This is a genomic window from Marinobacter oulmenensis (assembly GCF_014201735.1).
Taxonomy (GTDB): Bacteria; Pseudomonadota; Gammaproteobacteria; order Pseudomonadales; family Oleiphilaceae; genus Marinobacter; species Marinobacter oulmenensis.
This window is the reverse complement of the sequence record NZ_JACHFE010000011.1, coordinates 20313-38141: the sequence shown is the minus strand read 5'-3', so window position 1 is coordinate 38141 and position 17829 is coordinate 20313. Positions and strand designations below refer to the sequence as shown.

Sequence of the window (17829 nt, the reverse complement as noted above, 5' to 3'; positions counted from 1 at the left end):
GGATTCCGGATGAATCCGGGGACTTCATAATAATAATCAGGATTTGGGTCAGCGCGAGGGCACTGTGAACTATCTGATCAAACCCGCTGTTACTCTGATGAACCGGCTCCCGCTGGTTTACAAGTTCAGTCTTATCAGCATTCTTTTTCTGGGGCCGATTCTTGTCCTGGCCTGGCTGGTAATCTCCGGGCTGAACCAGTCTGTCCAGACGCTGGATCGCGGCATGGATGGCCTGGAAGAGCTCCGGACGGTTGAGAACCTGCTGGCCGCGAGCCTGAGGTACCGCGACTACCAGGCGCCCGGCATCGTCAATGATGAGCCCGCCCTGTTGAGCCAGGCCGAAGAGGCCGCCAACGAGGTCAGTAACCTGCTGGCGGCGCTGGCGGAACCCCGGCGCTCGTTTGATACCTCCGGTTCCTGGCAGCAGCAGGTGCAGGATCTCCAGGGCGAATGGCAGACCCTGAGCGGCGCCGACAACTACCAGGGCAGCATTGATCCCCAGTTCCGGCTTTATCAGGAATTTGTCCAGAAAGTCCTGGCGTTGATACCCGCGACTATCGAAATCTCCGGGCTGACCCAGAGCGCTTCCGGTGAAAACCGCGCATTGCTCGGGCTGATCCGGACAAGCCTGCCGCAGGCCCGTTCTGATCTGGGCCGGGCCCGGTCCTATGGTATCCATGCCCTGGTGGGGGGGCAGGTGGGCTACAATCTGAGCGAGATTCTCAATGGGCTCTATGACGGTCTTACCAACCGGAGCTCGTTGCTGTCTCCGGCCCTGACGGTTGCCGGAGAAGCCTCGCCGGCACTGGCTCGGCGGTCTGGTTCAGTCATGGCCGCTGTGGATACCAGCCTGATTGAAGTACGGGATTCGCTGGATACCAACATCATCATGCCGATGCGCCTGGAAATGCCCTGGCAGGAGTTTGATGCCCTGGTGTCGGAACGCATGGCAGGCTTCGACACGCTGGCGACGGACATCTTCGATGTGGTCGGCTCCAACCTGAAAACCCGTCTGGATGACGAAACCGCCCAGCGAACCCTGCTGATTGCCTCCCTGGTGGCGGTGATGCTGGTGGTGGTCTATCTCTACATCGGTTTTTTCATGTCCATGCGAGGTGCCATCAATCGCTTCTCCAAAGCCGCCCGTAACGTGGCGGCCGGTGACATGACCACCCATATCCATCTGGACAATCGCGACGAGCTGGGCGAGCTGACCTCCGAGTTCAACAACATGACCGACCGGATCGCCGAGCTGATCCGGTCGGTGCGCGATACCGCGACGGATGTGGACCATCAGGCCAGCCAGGTCAACGATACGGCTGCCATCAACAGCGACGCGGTGGCCCGTCAGAAAGAGGAAAACGACCAGATCCGCGAAGCCATGGGACAGATGGTGTCTGCGGTGGATGAGGTGACCGAAAGCGCTCATCGGGTCGCGGAAAGTGCCGGCAGCGCCGAGCAGAACACCGAGACCGGTCGCCAGGTGGTGGCCGAAACCGTGGATACCATTCACCGGCTGGCCACCGAAATTGCCGGGGCTGTGGATGTGATTAACCGGGTCAGCACCGACAGCGACAACATCAGCCAGGTACTGGTTGAAATCAAGGCCATTGCCGAACAGACCAACCTGCTGGCATTGAATGCTGCTATTGAGGCTGCCCGGGCGGGTGAACAGGGGCGTGGTTTTGCCGTGGTCGCTGATGAAGTCCGCTCACTGTCACAGCGAACGCATAAATCCACCGAAGAGATCGAGGGCATGATTTCCCGACTTCAGGGTGGTGTGAAAGAGGCGGTGCAGGCGATGACCAGCAGTCACGACAGTACCGAACGCACGGTGACCAAATCCAGCGAGGTAACCGAGGCTCTGGACCGGATTGCCGAGGGCATTTCCGGCATCGTGGATATGAGTCACCAGATCGCTCAGGCGGCGGAGGAGCAGTCGGCGGTATCGAAAAACGTGGACGAGAACGTTGAGCGGATTGGCCAGCTGGGCCAGGAAACCGCCGACAATGCCAATGAAGCCCTGGAGTCCTCCAAGCGCATGTCGTCCCTGACGGCGTCACTCCAGAGGCTGGTGGAGGCCTTCAAGGTCTGAACCGCCCCCGGTAACCTGATCCGGCCCTCAGAGGCCGGATTTTTTTTGCTCCCAGAGAATTTCTCCGGAACCCTCGCGGCGGGCCAGAACCCGGGCGACCACAAACAGCAGGTCGGACAGCCGGTTCAGGTAGTGCCGGGAGGCGGTATTGATAGAATCCTCGTGGCCGAGTGCCACCACCACCCGTTCTGCACGGCGACAGACTGCCCGGGCCAGATGGCACTGGGCGGCAGCGGGAGAGCCGCCGGGCAGGATGAAGTTCTTAAGCGGTGGCAGGCCCTCGTTGTATTCGTCCAGTGTCTGTTCGAGCCAGTCGGTATGTGCTTCGCCGATCACCTGGCTGCCGGGGATGGCAAATTCCCCACCCAGATCAAACAGGTGGTGCTGAACCCGTCGCAGGGCCTCGACCAGCGGATCCGTGTCGTCCAGGGTCTCAATCAGCAGGCCAATGTGGCAGTTGAGCTCATCGGCGGTGCCCATGGCTTCCACTCGCTGGGCATTCTTGGCAATGCGGTTGCCATCGGCGAGGCCGGTGGAGCCGTCATCGCCGGTGCGGGTATAGATCTTTGACAGGCGGTTGCCCATGGTTAACTCCCGTTGGTCAGTGATCCGTCCAGTTGTTTTACCTGTTCGGTGAGCATTTGGTTCACCGGTGTGGCGATACCCAATTGCTGCCCCAGTGCGGTCAGGTAGCCATTGATGTAGTCGATCTCGGTTGGGCGTCCGGCCAGAACGTCTGCGCGCATGGACGAAGTGTTGCCGGCAGTGGCCCGGGCAACCTGCTCGATACTCTGGCGCAGCGATTCCGGCGACGGTGTCGACTGGCCCGCAGCCGCCATCAGGGTGGCGGTTTCCCGGCACAGTGGACCAATCCATTGCAGGAACATGGGCTGGCGGAGCAGGTCGCCATTGGGGCAGTCGAGCAGGGCCGTGAAGGGATTGATTCCGGCGTTGATCACCAGCTTGCGCCACAGGCGCGCCAGAATATCCGTTTCCGCGTGCACCGTCAGGCCGCTGCCTTGCAACTGTGCCACCACCTCGGCCAGCGCCTCGCCGCCTCTGCGGGTCAGCGCGCCAACGTGGGTTTCACCGGTGCCGGCGTGGATGGTCAGGTCGGGTTCCGGACGGTTGGCGCCTTCGGTGGTGGTGGCGGCCAGAATGGGGCGTTCGGGCCAGGTATCCGCTACCTGTTGCTGGCTGCCCAGGCCGTTCTGGAACAGGACCACCGGGGTGGTTTCCGGCAGTTGGGGAAGCGCGGCGGTCAGGGCCGGCAGGGTGTCGCCGGCCTTGGTGGTGACCAGAAGCAGGTCCGGGGTTTCGTTCGCGGCAAGCCAGGGAATGCGGACCGTGAAGGCTTCGCCCTGAAACGGCTGGAAGCGGTAACTCAGAGGGTGGTCCGGACGCCGGCCCGGGCGGGGCAGGAACACGACTGACCGCCCGGCCAGTCGTGCTGCCCACAGCCGACCCATAGAGCCGGCTCCGAGAATGGCCATCATCGGTGTTACATGGCCTCGATTTCGGCCCGCTGGCTGCTCAGGCGTTCCAGACTGCCCTGGGCATCGCGCAGCTTGTCACGCTCTTTCTCGACCACGTCCGCCGGGGCCTTGGCGGTGAACTTCTCGTTGTTCAGTTTGCCTTCGACACGGGCGATTTCCTTGTTCAGGCGCTCCAGTTCCTTGTCCAGGCGCTTGAGTTCGGCGTCCTTGTCGATCAGGCCGGCCATGGGCACCAGCACTTCCATCTCGCCCACCAGCTGGGTGGCGCTCATGGGGGCCTTGCCGCCCTCGAACCACTCCAGTTTCTCCAGCTTGGCCAGGGAGATCAGGAACTGACGGTTGTCGTCCAGGCGGCGCTGGTCCTCGGCGCTGCCGCCCTTGAGCAGTACCGGAATCTGTTTGGCCGGCGAGATGTTCATTTCGCCGCGGATGTTCCGTACCGCCATGATCACGCCCTTGAGCCATTCGATGTCGGCGGTCAGTGCCGCATCCTGCTTGCTCTCGTCCGGCTGCGGGAACGGCTGCAGCATGATGCTGTCGCCTTCCTTGCCGGCCAGGGGCGCGATGCGCTGCCAGATTTCCTCGGTAATGAACGGCATGATCGGGTGTGCCAGGCGCAGCACCGCCTCCAGTACCCGGACCAGGGTGCGGCGGGTGCCGCGCTTGGCTTCGGCACTGGCGCTGTCGTCGTTCAGTGCCGGCTTGGACAGCTCCAGGTACCAGTCGCAGTATTCGTTCCAGATGAACTCATACAGGGCGTAGGCGGCGAGGTCGAAGCGGTACTGGTCCAGGTGATGAATGACCTGCTGTTCGCAGTGCTGCAGTTCACTGATGATCCAGCGGTCCGCCAGGGACAGGGTGACCGGCTCGTCGTTGACGCCGCAGTCTTCCCCTTCGGTGTTCATCAGCACATAGCGGGCCGCGTTCCAGAGTTTGTTGCAGAAATTGCGGTAGCCTTCCAGGCGCTTCATGTCCCAGTTGATGTCACGGCCTGTGGTGGCCATGGCCGCCAGGGTGAAGCGCAGTGCATCGGTGCCGTGGGCGGTGATGCCTTCCGGGAATTCCTTCCTGGTGCGCTTGCCGATCTTTTCAGCCAGCTTGGGCTGCATCAGGTTGCCGGTGCGTTTTTCCAGGAGGTCGTCCAGGCTGATGCCATCAATCATGTCCAGCGGGTCAATCACGTTGCCCTTGGACTTGGACATCTTGTCGCCGTGCTCGTCCCGGATCAGACCGGTCACATAGACGGTGTGGAAAGGCACCTGAGGCTTGCCGTCCTCGTCCTTCATGAAATGCATGGTCATCATGATCATCCGGGCGACCCAGAAGAAGATGATGTCAAAACCGGTGACCAGCACATCGGTGGGATGGAAGGTTTTCAGGCGCTCGGTGATTTCCGGCCAGCCCAGGGTACCGAAGGTCCACAGGGCAGAGCTGAACCAGGTGTCCAGTACGTCTTCGTCCTGGCTCAGTTCGATGTCGGCGGCCAGGTTGTGCTTCTGGCGGACTTCATCTTCGCTGCGACCCACGTAGATGTTGCCCTCGGCGTCGTACCAGGCCGGAATGCGATGGCCCCACCACAGCTGACGGGAGATGCACCAGTCCTGGATGTCGCGCATCCAGGCGAAGTACATATTGTCGTACTGCTTGGGCACGAACTGGATGCGGCCGTCTTCCACGGCTTCGATGGCCGGCTTGGCCAGGGTCTTGGCGTCGGCGAACCACTGGTCGGTGAGCATGGGCTCGATGATCAGCCCGGAGCGGTCGCCACGGGGCACAGACAGTACGTGGTCTTCGATCTGCTCCACCAGGCCTTCGGCGTCCATGTCGGCGACGATCTGTTTGCGCGCGTCCTCGCGGGTCAGGCCGGCGTAGGTGGCGGGCATGGTGCCGTCAATCTCGGTGTTTTCGGTGCCGTCGGCATTGAACACTTCGGCCACGGCCCGGATATTGGCATCCTGGGTCATCACGTTGATCATTGGCAGGTTGTTGCGCTTGCCTACGGCGTAGTCGTTGAAATCGTGGGCCGGGGTGATCTTCACGCAGCCGGAGCCTTTTTCTGGGTCGGCGTGGTGGTCGGCAATCACGGGGATGCGGCGGTTCACCAGTGGCAGCAGTACGTGCTTGCCAATCAGGTGTTGATAGCGCTCGTCGTCCGGGTGTACGGCCACGGCGGTATCGCCCAGCATGGTTTCCGGGCGGGTGGTGGCGACGATGACATGGTCTTTGCCATCCCGGGTTTTCTCGCCGTCGGCCAGCGGGTAGCGCAGGTGCCAGAAAAAGCCCTTCTCTTCCTTGTTTTCCACTTCCAGGTCGGAAATGGCGGTGTGCAGTTTCGGGTCCCAGTTCACCAGACGCTTGCCGCGGTAGACCAGGTCTTCCTCATACAGGCGGATGAAGACTTCCTGCACGGCTTTGTAAAAGCCTTCGTCCATGGTGAAGCGTTCGTTGTCCCAGTCCACGGAGTTGCCGAGCCGGCGCATCTGGCGGGTGATGGTGCCGCCGGAATGTTCCTTCCACTCGTAGATGCGTTTAATGAATTCTTCCCGGCCGAGGTCGTGACGGGTTTTGCCTTCCTCGGCGGCCAGTTTGCGCTCGACGACCATCTGGGTGGCGATGCCGGCGTGGTCGGTGCCCACGGTCCACAATGCGTTACGGCCCTGCATGCGCTTGAAGCGGGTGAGGGTGTCCATGATGGTGTGCTGGAAGGCGTGGCCCATGTGGAGGCTGCCGGTCACGTTGGGTGGCGGGATGGCGATGCTGTAGGAATCGCCTTCTCCGCTGGGGCGGAAATAGCCTTTGGATTCCCAGTTTTCGTACCACTGGCGCTCGATGTTTTCTGGCTGGTAGGTTTTTTCCATGGGTTTCTGCAGTGACCGTTGTTGATGCTCTGGACGAAATTTTGAAAAGGCCGATTATACATGGTCGCTGCTGGTGCAGCTAACTGTGGGGTTGCTCTTGATATCAGGACTGGGAGTGTGGGGATAGCGGGTTTGGAGATGGCTTTCCAAAAACCGCTACGAGCCCCCGCAAGCGGGTCCGGCCAGCAATCATAGATTGCTGTCGTTCGGCTGCGCATGAAGCTTCGCTTCATAAACACTTGCCTCACCCATGTGCGCTTCTCTCAGGCCATCCCTGGCCTTCGAAATTTTTGGAAAGCCATCTCCAAACCCGCAGGTCTGATAGGAGTGCTATTCGCTTTGATCGCTACTCTTGGGACAGTCTTCGTAACTGGTGGGCAGGACCGCCAACTCACCGCCGCCGCATGTCGTGAACCTGCGCTTCAATTCCCATGGCCCGCAGTTGCTTGTAGTGTCCCCGGGCCTGGTTCAGCACGTTCGGGTCGTTGTGGGCGATCAGGGCCAGGCGGCGGTACTGGTGGGCGTCTTCCGGGAGGGTGGCAGACAGTACGATGACGGTGTCCCAGTCATCGCTGACCGGCGCGTGGGTGAGAACGCCGACCGGGTCCGGGCCGGGTGTGGCCGGGGCGGTGGATACGGTATGGGGGATGAAGGCTTCCGGGGTGAAGTTCCACAGCAGGTCATCCAGTTCCCGGGCGTGTTCTTCGGAATCACAGACGATGCAGACACGATCACCCTGTCGCCAGGCCTTGTCCACGAGTTTTGCGGCGTGGAGGTTCCTGGCGGCGGGGGTGTTCTGGGCCAGAATGTGGAACCAGTAACGCTGGTTCCGGGACTGCTGGCCCTGGCCGGAGGAGCCGGCAGCGGGGCTGCCGGATTCCGGTGAGGAGGGCTGGTTACCCTGCATGGGACATCAGGTAGTCGACCAGCAGCGGTACCGGGCGTCCGGTGGCGCCTTTGGCCTTGCCGGAGTTCCAGGCGGTGCCGGCGATGTCCAGGTGAGCCCAGCGGTAGTCTTTGGCAAACCGGCTGAGGAAGCAGGCAGCAGTGATGGTGCCTGCCGGGCGGCCGCCAATGTTCTGCATGTCGGCGAAGTTGCTGTCCAGTTGGCTCTGGTATTCGTCCCAGAGCGGCAGACGCCAGGCCCGGTCGCCGGTGCGTTCGCCCGCGGCCAGCAGTTCGTTGGCCAGGTCGTCGTTGTTGGACAGCAGGCCGGTGGCGTGGTTGCCCAGGGCAATGATGCAGGCGCCGGTGAGGGTGGCCATGTCCACCACGGCTGCCGGGTCGAATTTCTTCACGTAGGTGAGGGCATCACACAGCACCAGGCGCCCTTCGGCGTCGGTGTTGAGGATTTCGACGGTCATGCCGCTGAGGGTTTCCACGATGTCGCCCGGGCGAGTGGCTGCGCCGTCCGGCATGTTTTCGGCAGCCGCGACAACGGCGACCACGTTGATCTTCGGTTTGGTTTCCGCCAGTACCTGCATGGTGCCGAACACGGAGGCGGAGCCACCCATGTCGTACTTCATTTCATCCATGGCTTCGCCCGGCTTGAGGCTGATACCGCCACTGTCAAAGGTGATGCCTTTGCCAACCAGCACGTAGGGCTTGTCTTTGGCCTTGCCGCCCCGGTATTCCATCACGATCAGGCGTGGCGGCTGCTTGCTGCCCTTGCCGACGGCGAGAATGGTGTTCATGCCCATTTTTTCCATCTGCTTTTCATCAAGCACTTCGGTCTTGATGCAGTCGTGATCCTTGGCCAGCTTTTTGGCCTGATCGGCCAGCCAGGACGGATGGCAGACGTTGGGCGGGGTGTTGCCCAGGTCACGGGTGTAGTTCATGCCGCGGCCGGTGGCAACGCCCAGCTTGAGCGCGTCTTTGAGCGCCTTGCCCGCGCCGGAGGCCTGTACCGACACTTTTTTGAGTTTTGCGGACTCGGGCTTGTCACTCTTGAAGTCGGTAAAGGTGTAGAACTGCTCTTCCAGAATCCGGCCGATCACGTTCAGGCGTGCGGTTTCGGACGTCACCGCTTCGTCACCGGAGAAGGTGGTATCGGTGAGTGCAAGCAGGGCATTGCGGGACGGCCCGGTTTTCAGGGCACCGGCCGCAGCGGTGACCGCTTTACGGTAGTGGGCGGCGGTGCGCTCGTCATTCTTGCCGGTACCGACGATCAGCAGGCGGTGCCAGGGCTGATCGGTCAGTGGCAGTTGCCGCACGGTCGCGTTCTTGCCGGAGACGTCGCCCGCTTTTTCGAGTTGCTTTATCAGCCCTCCAAGAGCCTCATCCGCCTGGCGGGTGGATTCGGGCCAGTCGCCTTTCTCAGGCAGGCCGATAACCAGACAGTCGGCCTTTGTGGCGCTGATGTCTTTGCTGGTCAGAGTGACGTTCATGGCAACTCCTTTTCTCGAATAGGGGTTCGCGCTCTGGCGATGGTGCTGTCTAGGATTGGGGCTAGGGCCGGAATAATCAAGCCTCGGCTGCCTATGGTTACCATCGCTTTACGGTATTGCGCGGGTGGCTGTCATTCAGGGGCAAGGTTACATAGAATACGCGCAGTTTTCCGCAATCCTTCATGTTTCGTTGGCGTACCGCCGGAGAAGCTGACTTGACTATCGTTTTCCGTTATCTAATCCGCCAGATCATGGTCAGCATGCTCGCTGTCTCCGGCATTCTGCTGCTGGTGTTCATGAGCGGACGCTTCATCAAGTACCTGGGCCAGGCCGCCGAGGGCGACATCGCCGCCGGTGTCCTGTTCTCGATCATGGCCTATCGTTTTCCCGGGTTTCTGGAGCTGATCCTGCCGCTGGGGCTGTTTATTGGCATCCTGCTGGCCTATGGGCGCATGTACCTGGAAAGCGAGATGACGGTGCTGTTTGCCTGCGGTGTGAGTGACCGCCAGCTGGTGACCAAAACCCTGGCCGGGTCCCTGGTGGTCATGGTGGTGGTCGGTGCCATGAGTCTGGTGGTGTCGCCCTGGGGCATGAAGCAGGTGGAGCGGATCTTCAACGAGCAGAGCCAGGCCACCGAGTTCGAGATGCTGGCGCCCGGGCGTTTCCAGGATCTGACATCGGGCCAGCGGGTGACCTACACCGAATCCCTCAGCGACGACAAACGTCAGCTTCAGGGCGTGTTCATTGCCGAGTACGCCAAAAACGAGGAAGGGGTGACCCTGATTACCGCGGAGTCCGGCTCCCAGCTGGTAGACGAGAAAACCGGCAGCCGGTTTCTGGTGCTGGAAGAGGGTGGCCGTTTCCAGGTCAAGCCGGGGCAACTGGAATACAGCGAAACCCGTTTTGATGCCTATGGCCTGAAGATTCGTGGCGGCGAAGGCGAGGACGACGAGCTGGAGGAGGGCGTCAGCACCCTGGATCTGTGGCATTCCGACGACCCCGAGGATCGTGCGCTGTTGCACTGGCGGATTTCCCTGCCGCTGATTGTCCCCATCGTGACCCTGCTGGCAGTGCGCCTGAGCCGGGTGAACCCGCGCCAGGGACGGTTCTTCCATCTGTTGCCGGCGATGCTGGTGTACATCACCTATCTGGGGCTGCTGATTGTTGCCCGGGACCTTCTGGCTGACGGCAAGGTGCCCGAGTGGATCGGCATGCTCTGGGTGCACGCCCTGTTCCTGGCGCTGGCGCTTTGGCTTCAGTTCGGGCCGCCCTGGCTGCGCCGGCGGCGCCTGGAAAAAGAGGGGGCCGCCCATGCATAAGATTGATGGTTACATCATGCGCACCGTCGGCGGCGCCATGCTGCTGGTCATGCTGGTGGTGCTGTCGCTGGATGTGATCTTTGCGTTTATTGGCGAACTGGAAGACACCGAGCGCGGTTACCAGACCCTGCAGGCGCTCTGGTATGTGGCGCTGACGCTGCCGAGGCGAATCTATGATTACCTGCCGCTGGGCGCCTTCATGGGCTGTCTGGTGGGGCTGGGCACCATGGCCAGCTCCTCCGAACTGACGGTGATCCGGGCCGCCGGGGTGTCGCTCCGGCGCATTGTCTGGTCAGCCATGAAGCCGGCACTGATTGTGGTCCTGCTGGGCGTCGGTATCGGGGAATATGTGGCACCGGTCACCGAGCGCATTGCCCAGAGTGAAAAGGCCGTGGCCCTGGGGGCCGGGCGCAATGTGGCGTCTGCCCAGGGTGTCTGGCACCGGGAGGGCAATACCTTCATGCACCTGAACGCGGTGCAGCCCAACGGTGTCCTGCACGGGATTTCTCTGTTCCGGTTTGATGACGAGCGCCAGTTGCAGTCCGCGAGTTTCGCCCGCCGGGCTATTTACCAGGGCGATTACTGGCTGCTGCAGAATGTCACCACCACCCGTATCGGCGAGGAACGCACGGAGCGTGAGACCAGCAGTCAGCTCCGTTGGGAAACCGGGCTGTCGCCGGACGTGCTGAGTGTGCTGATTGTGAAACCGGAAAACCTGTCGATGTCCGGGCTGTATACGTACGCGACGTACCTGGGTGAACAGGGCCTCAGTGCCTCCCGCTACTGGCTGGCGTTCTGGAAGAAGGCACTGATGCCGCTGGGTACGGCGGTGATGGTGCTGGTGGCGATTTCGTTCGTGTTCGGCCCGCTGCGATCCGTCACCATGGGATTCCGGGTGTTTACCGGCCTGCTGGTGGGGCTGCTGTTCAAATACATGCAGGATCTGCTCGGGCCGATGAGTATGGTCTACGGCTTCAATCCGGTACTGGCGGTGCTGGCGCCGATCGTGATCAACGGTCTGGTGGGTGCTGCGCTGATGCGCCGGGCCGGTTAGCCGGCCCGGAGTTGCTGTCAGGCTTTCTTCGGTGCCTTTGGAAGCTGCACGACCACGCTGTTTGAGGCCCGGTCGGTCAGGGACAGGCCATTGATCGGGTAGAACAGGGCGATGATGGCGGGGATCGTAAGCAGCAGTGTCACGGCGCCCAGGTAGTGCGCGCCGAGCATGGTCAGGAAAACCACCAGGGCCGCAGTGCCATAGCGGAACAGGGACTGGGTCCAGCTCACTGAACTGCCATCCAGATTTTCGATGCGGATCTTCCATACCTGCATGCCCAGAGTCTGGCCGATGCGCGTCCAGAAGTAGGCGAAGAACAGGTAAAGCACCAGAAACAGCACGAAGGTCAGGCCCGGGTCCCCGGAGATCTGACCGGCTTCGGCCATCTGTTCGTATTTGTCCCAGCCCGTCATCCAGCCGGCAATCATGGTGTAGATCCAGGTGCAGACCAGCAGCACGGCAATGCTGATCAGACCGTCGTAGATAATGGCCAACGCGCGCTTGAGAGCAGTGGCTGGCGGAAGCAGTTCCTCGGCGTCATGAAAGCGTCGGGGCATTGGTTCTCCTGTGGGGTTTCACGTTTTTCCCGTTCTCGGCGTGTGCTAGAGTAGCGGATTTGCACACGCATGTAAGTAATCATGTTCAATCGCGGACCGGGCGGCGTCTCCGCCGGGTTTCTGAGAGGGTATCAAAGGGCTATGAAGACCGCTGAGTTGCGACAGGCTTTTCTCAAATATTTCGAACAGCAGGGCCATGCCATTGTGCCCAGCAGTTCACTGGTGCCGGCAGACGATCCCACGCTGCTGTTCACCAACGCAGGTATGAACCAGTTCAAGGACGTGTTCCTGGGCAGGGAAAAGCGCGACTACACGCGGGCAACCACTTCCCAGAAGTGCGTGCGCGCCGGCGGCAAGCACAACGACCTCGAAAACGTCGGTTATACCGCCCGCCATCACACCTTCTTTGAAATGCTGGGCAACTTCAGCTTTGGCGACTACTTCAAGCGCGAAGCCATCAACTTTGCCTGGACCTTCCTCACCGGTGAGCGGTGGCTGAACCTGCCCCAGGAAAAACTCTGGGTGACCGTGTACGCCGAAGACGATGAGGCGTTCGATATCTGGAACCAGGAGATCGGCGTTCCGGCGGACCGTATCGTGCGCATTGGTGATAACAAAGGCGCCCGTTTTGCCTCGGATAACTTCTGGCAGATGGGCGACACCGGCCCCTGTGGACCCTGCACCGAGATTTTCTACGATCACGGCCCGGATGTTGCCGGTGGCCCTCCCGGCAGCCCCGAGGAAGACGGCGACCGTTACATCGAGATCTGGAACGTGGTCTTCATGCAGTACAACCGCACGGCCGACGGCGAGATGATGAATCTGCCCAAGCCGTCCGTGGACACCGGCATGGGGCTGGAGCGGATCACCGCCGTGCTGCAGGGCGTGCACAGCAACTACGAGATTGACCTGTTCCAGGACCTGCTGAAAGCGGCCTCCGATCTGCTTGGCGGTGTGCCAACCAACGAAGCGTCCCTGCGGGTTGTGGCTGATCACATCCGTTCCTGTGCCTTCCTGATCGCCGACGGCGTGATGCCCTCCAACGAGGGCCGGGGCTTTGTGCTGCGCCGGATCATTCGCCGGGCAGCCCGGCATGGCAACAAGCTGGGCGCCAAAGACACCTTCTTCTACAAGCTGACCGCCGCGCTGGTTGATCTGATGGGCGAGGCCTATCCGCAACTGGTGGCCAGCCAGAAACAGATTGAAAAGGTGCTGCTGCAGGAAGAAGAGCAGTTTGCCAAGACCCTGGACAAGGGCCTGCGCCTGCTGGAGCAGGATATTGCCGAACTCAAGGGCACCGAAATCCCCGGCGAAACCGTGTTCACGCTGTATGACACCTACGGCTTCCCGGTGGACCTGACCAACGACATCGCCCGTGAGCGCGGCCTGACCCTGGATTACGAAGGCTATGAAAAGGCGATGGAAGCCCAGCGGGAGCGGGCCAGGGCGGCCAGCAAGTTCGGTATCGACTACAACGCCGCCGGTATCACTATCGAGGGCAAGACCGAGTTCACCGGCTACGATCACATCGATGGCCATGAGCGCATCCGCACCGTGCTCGTCGGTGGCGAGGAGCGCACAGCGGAAGCCGGCGACGAGTGTGTCGTCGTGCTTGAGCGGACCCCGTTCTATGCCGAGTCCGGTGGTCAGGTTGGCGATACCGGCCTGCTGACCTGGAGTGGTGGCCGCTTCCAGGTGACCGATACCCGCAAGGAAGGTGACAACCACCTGCACGTGGGCACCCTGGTCGAAGGCGAGATTTTCCCGGGGCTGGAAGTTGACGCCCGCATCGATCACGCCCGCCGCGAGCGGACCAAGCGCAACCACTCGGCGACGCACCTGCTGCACGCTGCATTGCGTAAGGTGCTGGGTGAGCATGTTTCCCAGAAAGGTTCCCTGGTGGATCCTGACAAGCTGCGTTTCGACTTCTCCCACTTCGAGGCCCTGACTCCCGAGGAACTCAAGGAAATCGAGCACCAGGTGAACGAGCAGATTCTTGAGAATACCCCGGTCGAGATCGACATCACCGACATGGAAAACGCCAAGGAAAAAGGCGCCATGGCGCTCTTTGGCGAGAAGTACGGTGATGAAGTGCGGGTACTGAGCATGGGTACCGAAAACTACTCGGTGGAACTGTGCGGCGGCACCCATGTCAGCCGGACCGGTGACATCGGCCTGTTCCGCATTACCTCGGAAAGCGGCATTTCCTCCGGCGTTCGCCGTATTGAAGCGGTGACCGGCTTCGGTGCCCTGGAATGGCTGGATGAAACCGAGAATACCCTGCGCGAAACTGCGCGGCTGGTGCGCGGAACCCGCGAATCTGTGGTCGAGAAGGTTCAGCAGGCCCTGGATCGCAACCGTCAGCTCGAGAAAGAAGTGGATGCTCTCAAGGCCAAACTGGCGAGCTCCGCCGGTACTGACCTGGCCAGCTCGGCCGTGGATGTTGGCGGCCTGAAAGTGGTCGCCGCTGAACTGGACGGCGCCGACCGCAAAGCTCTGATGGAAACTGCCGATCAGCTCAAGAACAAGCTGGGCGAAGGCGTTGTGGTACTGGCTACCGTGAGCGACGGCAAGGTGGTACTGATCGCCGGTGTCACCAAGTCTGCGACCGATCGCATCAAGGCCGGTGACCTGATGAAGCACCTGGCGGCTCAGGTGGATGGTAAGGGCGGCGGACGCCCCGACATGGCCCAGGGCGGTGGCAATGATCCCGGAAAGCTGGCGGATGCCCTGGCCGGGGTTCCGGGATGGGTTGAACAGAACCTGTCATAAAAGCTGTTTTCGGGACTGGGCGGCAGTTTATAATGCCGCCCGTTTTTTTGGATGGCGGGCGAAGACGCCTGCTGTGAATACCCGTTTCGGAGTTAGGGAAACATGGCTCTGCTGGTTCAGAAATTTGGTGGTACGTCCGTCGGCACAACCGAACGGATTGAAGCGGTGGCCGAGAAAGTGTGCCGGTTCCGCAAGGAAGGGCACGATGTGGTGGTGGTGGTCTCCGCCATGAGTGGCGAAACCAACCGCCTGATCGGGCTGGCCAATGAGATCATGCCCCAGCCCACGCCCCGTGAAATGGACGTGCTGGTGTCCACCGGTGAGCAGGTCACCATCGCGCTCTTGTCGATGGCGCTGCAGAAGCGCGGCTGCGATGCCCGTTCCTATACCGGTGGCCAGGTTCGGATCCTGACCGACAGCAGCCACACCAAGGCCCGGATCAAGCAGATCGACGAGCAGCGCATGCGCGAGGATCTCGACGGTGGCCGGGTGGTTGTGGTGGCCGGATTCCAGGGCATCGACGAACTGGGGAATATCACCACGCTCGGTCGTGGCGGCTCCGATACCACGGCGGTGGCGCTGGCCGCCGCCCTGAAAGCCGATGAGTGCCAGATCTATACCGACGTGGATGGCGTGTACACCACCGATCCGCGGGTAGTGGATGGGGCCCGCCGCCTGGAAAGAATCACCTTCGAGGAAATGCTGGAAATGGCCAGCCTCGGGTCCAAGGTGCTGCAGATTCGCGCGGTCGAGTTTGCGGGTAAATACAATGTTCCGTTACGGGTGCTGTCTTCCTTTGAGGAAGGCGAGGGAACCCTGATTACTTTTGAGGATGATAACGCCATGGAACAACCGGTTGTCTCCGGCATTGCTTTCAACCGTGATGAAGCGAAGCTCACCATTTCCGGAGTTCCTGACACTCCGGGCAGTGCACTGCGCATTCTCAAGCCGGTCAGTGATGCCAATATTGAAGTGGACATGATCGTCCAGAACGTGGGCCAGGATAACAAGACCGCGTTTACGTTTACCGTGCATCGCAACGACTTCAACCGGGCGCAGGAAGTGCTGGAGAAGATCGCCGCTGGCATCGGCGCCGGTGAAGTGGCTGGCGATACCCGTATTGCCAAAGTGAGCATTGTGGGTGTGGGCATGCGTTCCCACGCCGGTGTTGCCACCCGGATGTTTGAAGCCCTGTCTGACGAAGGCATTAACATCCAGATGATCTCCACCTCGGAGATCAAAGTGTCCGTAGTGATCGATGAAAAGTATCTGGAGCTGGCCGTTCGTGCGCTGCACGCTGCGTTTGAGCTGGATAAGCCGCCGGTACAGGAAAGTGCCTGGGGCTGAACGCCGCCCCATGACACCCATTGAAGAAATCTATGGAAAAACTTTCTTATATAAGTATTATTGCGGCTTCAACGTGACCGGTGATCCCATTATAAAAACAACCGGTACATAATAATGTTGTCGGAACAGGTAGCTTTGGATAGGGAGTAAGGGATATGTTGATTTTGACCCGCCGAGTCGGCGAGACCCTGATGATCGGTGACGAGATTACCGTCACTGTTCTGGGGGTGAAGGGCAACCAGGTACGCATCGGTGTGAACGCACCCAAAGACGTAGCGGTGCACCGTGAAGAAATCTATCAGCGGATTCAGACCGAAAAAGACGGCGACGAGCCGGAACCGGGTAATAGCTGATCAGCTGACAAGGCCGTGCGGGGCGACCCGGACGGCTTTTTTGTTTTCAGAGGAAAATCGATTCGAAAAATCTCGTGTCAACCCTATGAAAACAGAAAAATTATGGTAGTATACGCGCCGTTGTCACGGAGAGGTGGGTGAGTGGCTGAAACCAGTTCCCTGCTAAGGAACCGTACGAGCAATCGTACCGAGGGTTCGAATCCCTCCCTCTCCGCCATTTTTCCTTTTATGGAAAAAGACAGCGGGCAATAAGATGCGCGGCTGTAGCTCAGCTGGATAGAGTACCTGGCTACGAACCAGGCGGTCGGAGGTTCGAATCCTCCCAGCCGCGCCACTATTTTGGAACGCTCTTTCGTAACCCGCTGACATTGAGACTTTCTCTAAAGTCAGATGGGATTTGAACCGAAAGAGGTTCGACCGAAGCACGCGAAGAGTGCTGAGGAACGCCGGAGCGAAGCGAAGGCGACCCCGAAGGGGTGAGGGCCGAAGGCCCGAATAATCCTCCCAAAAGGCTAACTGCCAAATTGGAAAGGATGAAAAAGTTTCAAGCGGCTGTAGCTCAGCTGGATAGAGTACCTGGCTACGAACCAGGCGGTCGGAGGTTCGAATCCTCCCAGCCGCGCCATAATTGAAGTCGAAGCGCCTCAGTTTGTGTTCCCCACAGGCTGAGGCGTTTTGCTTTGTATGGCTGGGAGGATTTGAACCGAAAGAGGTTCGACCGTAGCGCACGAAGTGTGCGTAGGAACGCCGGCGCGATGCGACGGCGGCCCCGAAGGGGGAAGGGCCGTAGGCCCGCCTAATCCTCCCAGCCGCGCCATATTAAATAAAAAGCCCCGCCTTGTGCGGGGCTTTTTATTTACAGATCTCGCATTCTGACAGGGTTCGAACCGATAAAAGGTTCGACCTCAGCCCGCAAAGCGGGCTGAGGAACGCCGAAGCAACGCGGAGGCGGCCGATCACCACATCAAATCGTCCGGAATCTCGTACCCTGCATAAGGGTCGTCCTCGCCGGCGTCGTCCTGCTGACGATCATGCAGCACCACGATGGCGGCTTCGTCCCGCTCCATGATCTTGCGGGCCACCTTGTCCGGAACCACCTCGTAGTTCTCATCGCCCAGGCAGACAATGGCCAGCCGGCCGCGGGAGAGCTGATCCACCATGGTGTCGTCCACCAGGATTTTCTTGATCTTCCTGCCGTCCACGAACTGATACGAGGTTTCACCCCGGCTCCGGTCCAGGCGGTTGGTCTCGACAAGCTGGCGGATCTGGGCCTGGATGGCTTTCTTTTCCGCCTCCTGCTGGCGCTGGAGGTTCAGTTGCCGGTCCCGCTCGGCTTTATCCTCGCGGGCCTTGCGCGCCTGGATTTCAGCGTCGCTGACTTCGACCGCGCCTTTGGGCTGCTGCTTGCGCTTTTTGCGTTTTTCGCTGCGAATGGCCTTGGCCTTTTTTTCATCGGCCAGTCCGGCCTTCAATAACTGATCCTGCAGGGATGCCATCAATCACTCCGTTCATAAATGCCAACATATGAATTCGCTTGGTGTAGTATACGCCGGAACTCACACCTTCTATAACCGTCTGCCACGGTTGCCGG

General features: G+C 60.5%; 13 protein-coding genes and 3 tRNA genes. 9 read left to right on the top strand and 7 right to left on the bottom strand.

The window, feature by feature from the left end:
• Positions 1-64: 64 nt before the first annotated feature.
• Positions 65-2095: a methyl-accepting chemotaxis protein gene (locus tag HNR38_RS16395; protein WP_183706335.1), complete on the top strand. Its 2031-nt coding sequence runs from the start codon at positions 65-67 to the stop codon at positions 2093-2095.
• Positions 2096-2122: 27 nt separating this feature from the next.
• Here HNR38_RS16395 and HNR38_RS16390 read toward each other — a convergent pair whose 3' ends face one another.
• The 5 genes from HNR38_RS16390 to HNR38_RS16370 all read right to left on the bottom strand — a co-directional run bounded on the left by HNR38_RS16390 (position 2123) and on the right by HNR38_RS16370 (position 8836).
• Positions 2123-2680, bottom strand: a complete 558-nt coding sequence (locus HNR38_RS16390) for a cob(I)yrinic acid a,c-diamide adenosyltransferase (protein ID WP_183706333.1) — start codon at positions 2678-2680, stop codon at positions 2123-2125.
• A 2-nt stretch (positions 2681-2682) separates the two neighbouring features.
• Positions 2683-3588 (bottom strand): ketopantoate reductase family protein, encoded by a 906-nt coding sequence (locus HNR38_RS16385; protein ID WP_343068348.1) that lies wholly within the window; start codon positions 3586-3588, stop codon positions 2683-2685.
• Positions 3589-3596: 8 nt separating this feature from the next.
• Complete coding sequence (locus tag HNR38_RS16380) at positions 3597-6449, bottom strand: valine--tRNA ligase (RefSeq protein WP_183706329.1); 2853 nt, start codon at positions 6447-6449, stop codon at positions 3597-3599.
• A gap of 391 nt (positions 6450-6840) precedes the next feature.
• Positions 6841-7356: a DNA polymerase III subunit chi gene (locus tag HNR38_RS16375; protein ID WP_183706326.1), complete on the bottom strand. Its 516-nt coding sequence runs from the start codon at positions 7354-7356 to the stop codon at positions 6841-6843.
• Positions 7346-8836: a leucyl aminopeptidase gene (locus HNR38_RS16370; RefSeq protein WP_183706324.1), complete on the bottom strand. Its 1491-nt coding sequence runs from the start codon at positions 8834-8836 to the stop codon at positions 7346-7348. Before HNR38_RS16370 ends, HNR38_RS16375 begins: the two co-directional genes overlap by 11 nt.
• A 215-nt stretch (positions 8837-9051) precedes the next feature.
• On the opposite strand from HNR38_RS16370, the gene lptF reads away from it, so the two are divergent.
• Together lptF and lptG are read left to right on the top strand one after the other, a co-directional pair.
• On the top strand, positions 9052-10155 hold the full coding sequence (lptF, locus tag HNR38_RS16365; protein ID WP_183706322.1) for an LPS export ABC transporter permease LptF: 1104 nt from the start codon (positions 9052-9054) through the stop codon (positions 10153-10155).
• Positions 10148-11209: an LPS export ABC transporter permease LptG gene (gene lptG / locus HNR38_RS16360; RefSeq protein WP_183706320.1), complete on the top strand. Its 1062-nt coding sequence runs from the start codon at positions 10148-10150 to the stop codon at positions 11207-11209. The genes lptF and lptG overlap by 8 nt, the downstream gene beginning before the upstream one ends.
• Positions 11210-11226: 17 nt before the next feature.
• Here the strand turns inward: lptG and HNR38_RS16355 are convergent, their stop codons facing one another.
• The gene (locus tag HNR38_RS16355) at positions 11227-11766 is read right to left on the bottom strand and encodes an RDD family protein (RefSeq protein WP_183706318.1); all 540 of its coding nucleotides are present in this window, start codon (positions 11764-11766) and stop codon (positions 11227-11229) included.
• A gap of 141 nt (positions 11767-11907) precedes the next feature.
• On the opposite strand from HNR38_RS16355, the gene alaS reads away from it, so the two are divergent.
• From alaS to HNR38_RS16325, 6 genes are all read left to right on the top strand, one after another.
• A complete protein-coding gene (gene alaS / locus HNR38_RS16350) occupies positions 11908-14538 on the top strand; it encodes an alanine--tRNA ligase (RefSeq protein ID WP_183706316.1) in 2631 nt (876 codons plus the stop codon).
• A gap of 102 nt (positions 14539-14640) precedes the next feature.
• Positions 14641-15885 carry an aspartate kinase gene (locus HNR38_RS16345; protein WP_183706314.1) on the top strand — a complete coding sequence of 415 codons (1245 nt, stop codon included), beginning with the start codon at positions 14641-14643 and terminating at the stop codon, positions 15883-15885.
• Positions 15886-16040: 155 nt separating this feature from the next.
• Positions 16041-16238, top strand: coding sequence for a carbon storage regulator CsrA (csrA, locus tag HNR38_RS16340; RefSeq protein ID WP_183706312.1), 198 nt, complete (start codon positions 16041-16043; stop codon positions 16236-16238).
• A gap of 127 nt (positions 16239-16365) precedes the next feature.
• Positions 16366-16455 (top strand) — tRNA-Ser (locus tag HNR38_RS16335).
• A gap of 40 nt (positions 16456-16495) precedes the next feature.
• Positions 16496-16572: transfer RNA gene (locus tag HNR38_RS16330), tRNA-Arg, on the top strand.
• A 214-nt stretch (positions 16573-16786) separates the two neighbouring features.
• Positions 16787-16863: transfer RNA gene (locus HNR38_RS16325), tRNA-Arg, on the top strand.
• Positions 16864-17194: 331 nt separating this feature from the next.
• Here the strand turns inward: HNR38_RS16325 and HNR38_RS16320 are convergent.
• On the bottom strand, positions 17195-17734 hold the full coding sequence (locus HNR38_RS16320; RefSeq protein WP_183706310.1) for a DUF2058 domain-containing protein: 540 nt from the start codon (positions 17732-17734) through the stop codon (positions 17195-17197).
• Between the last annotated feature and the right edge of the window lie 95 nt (positions 17735-17829).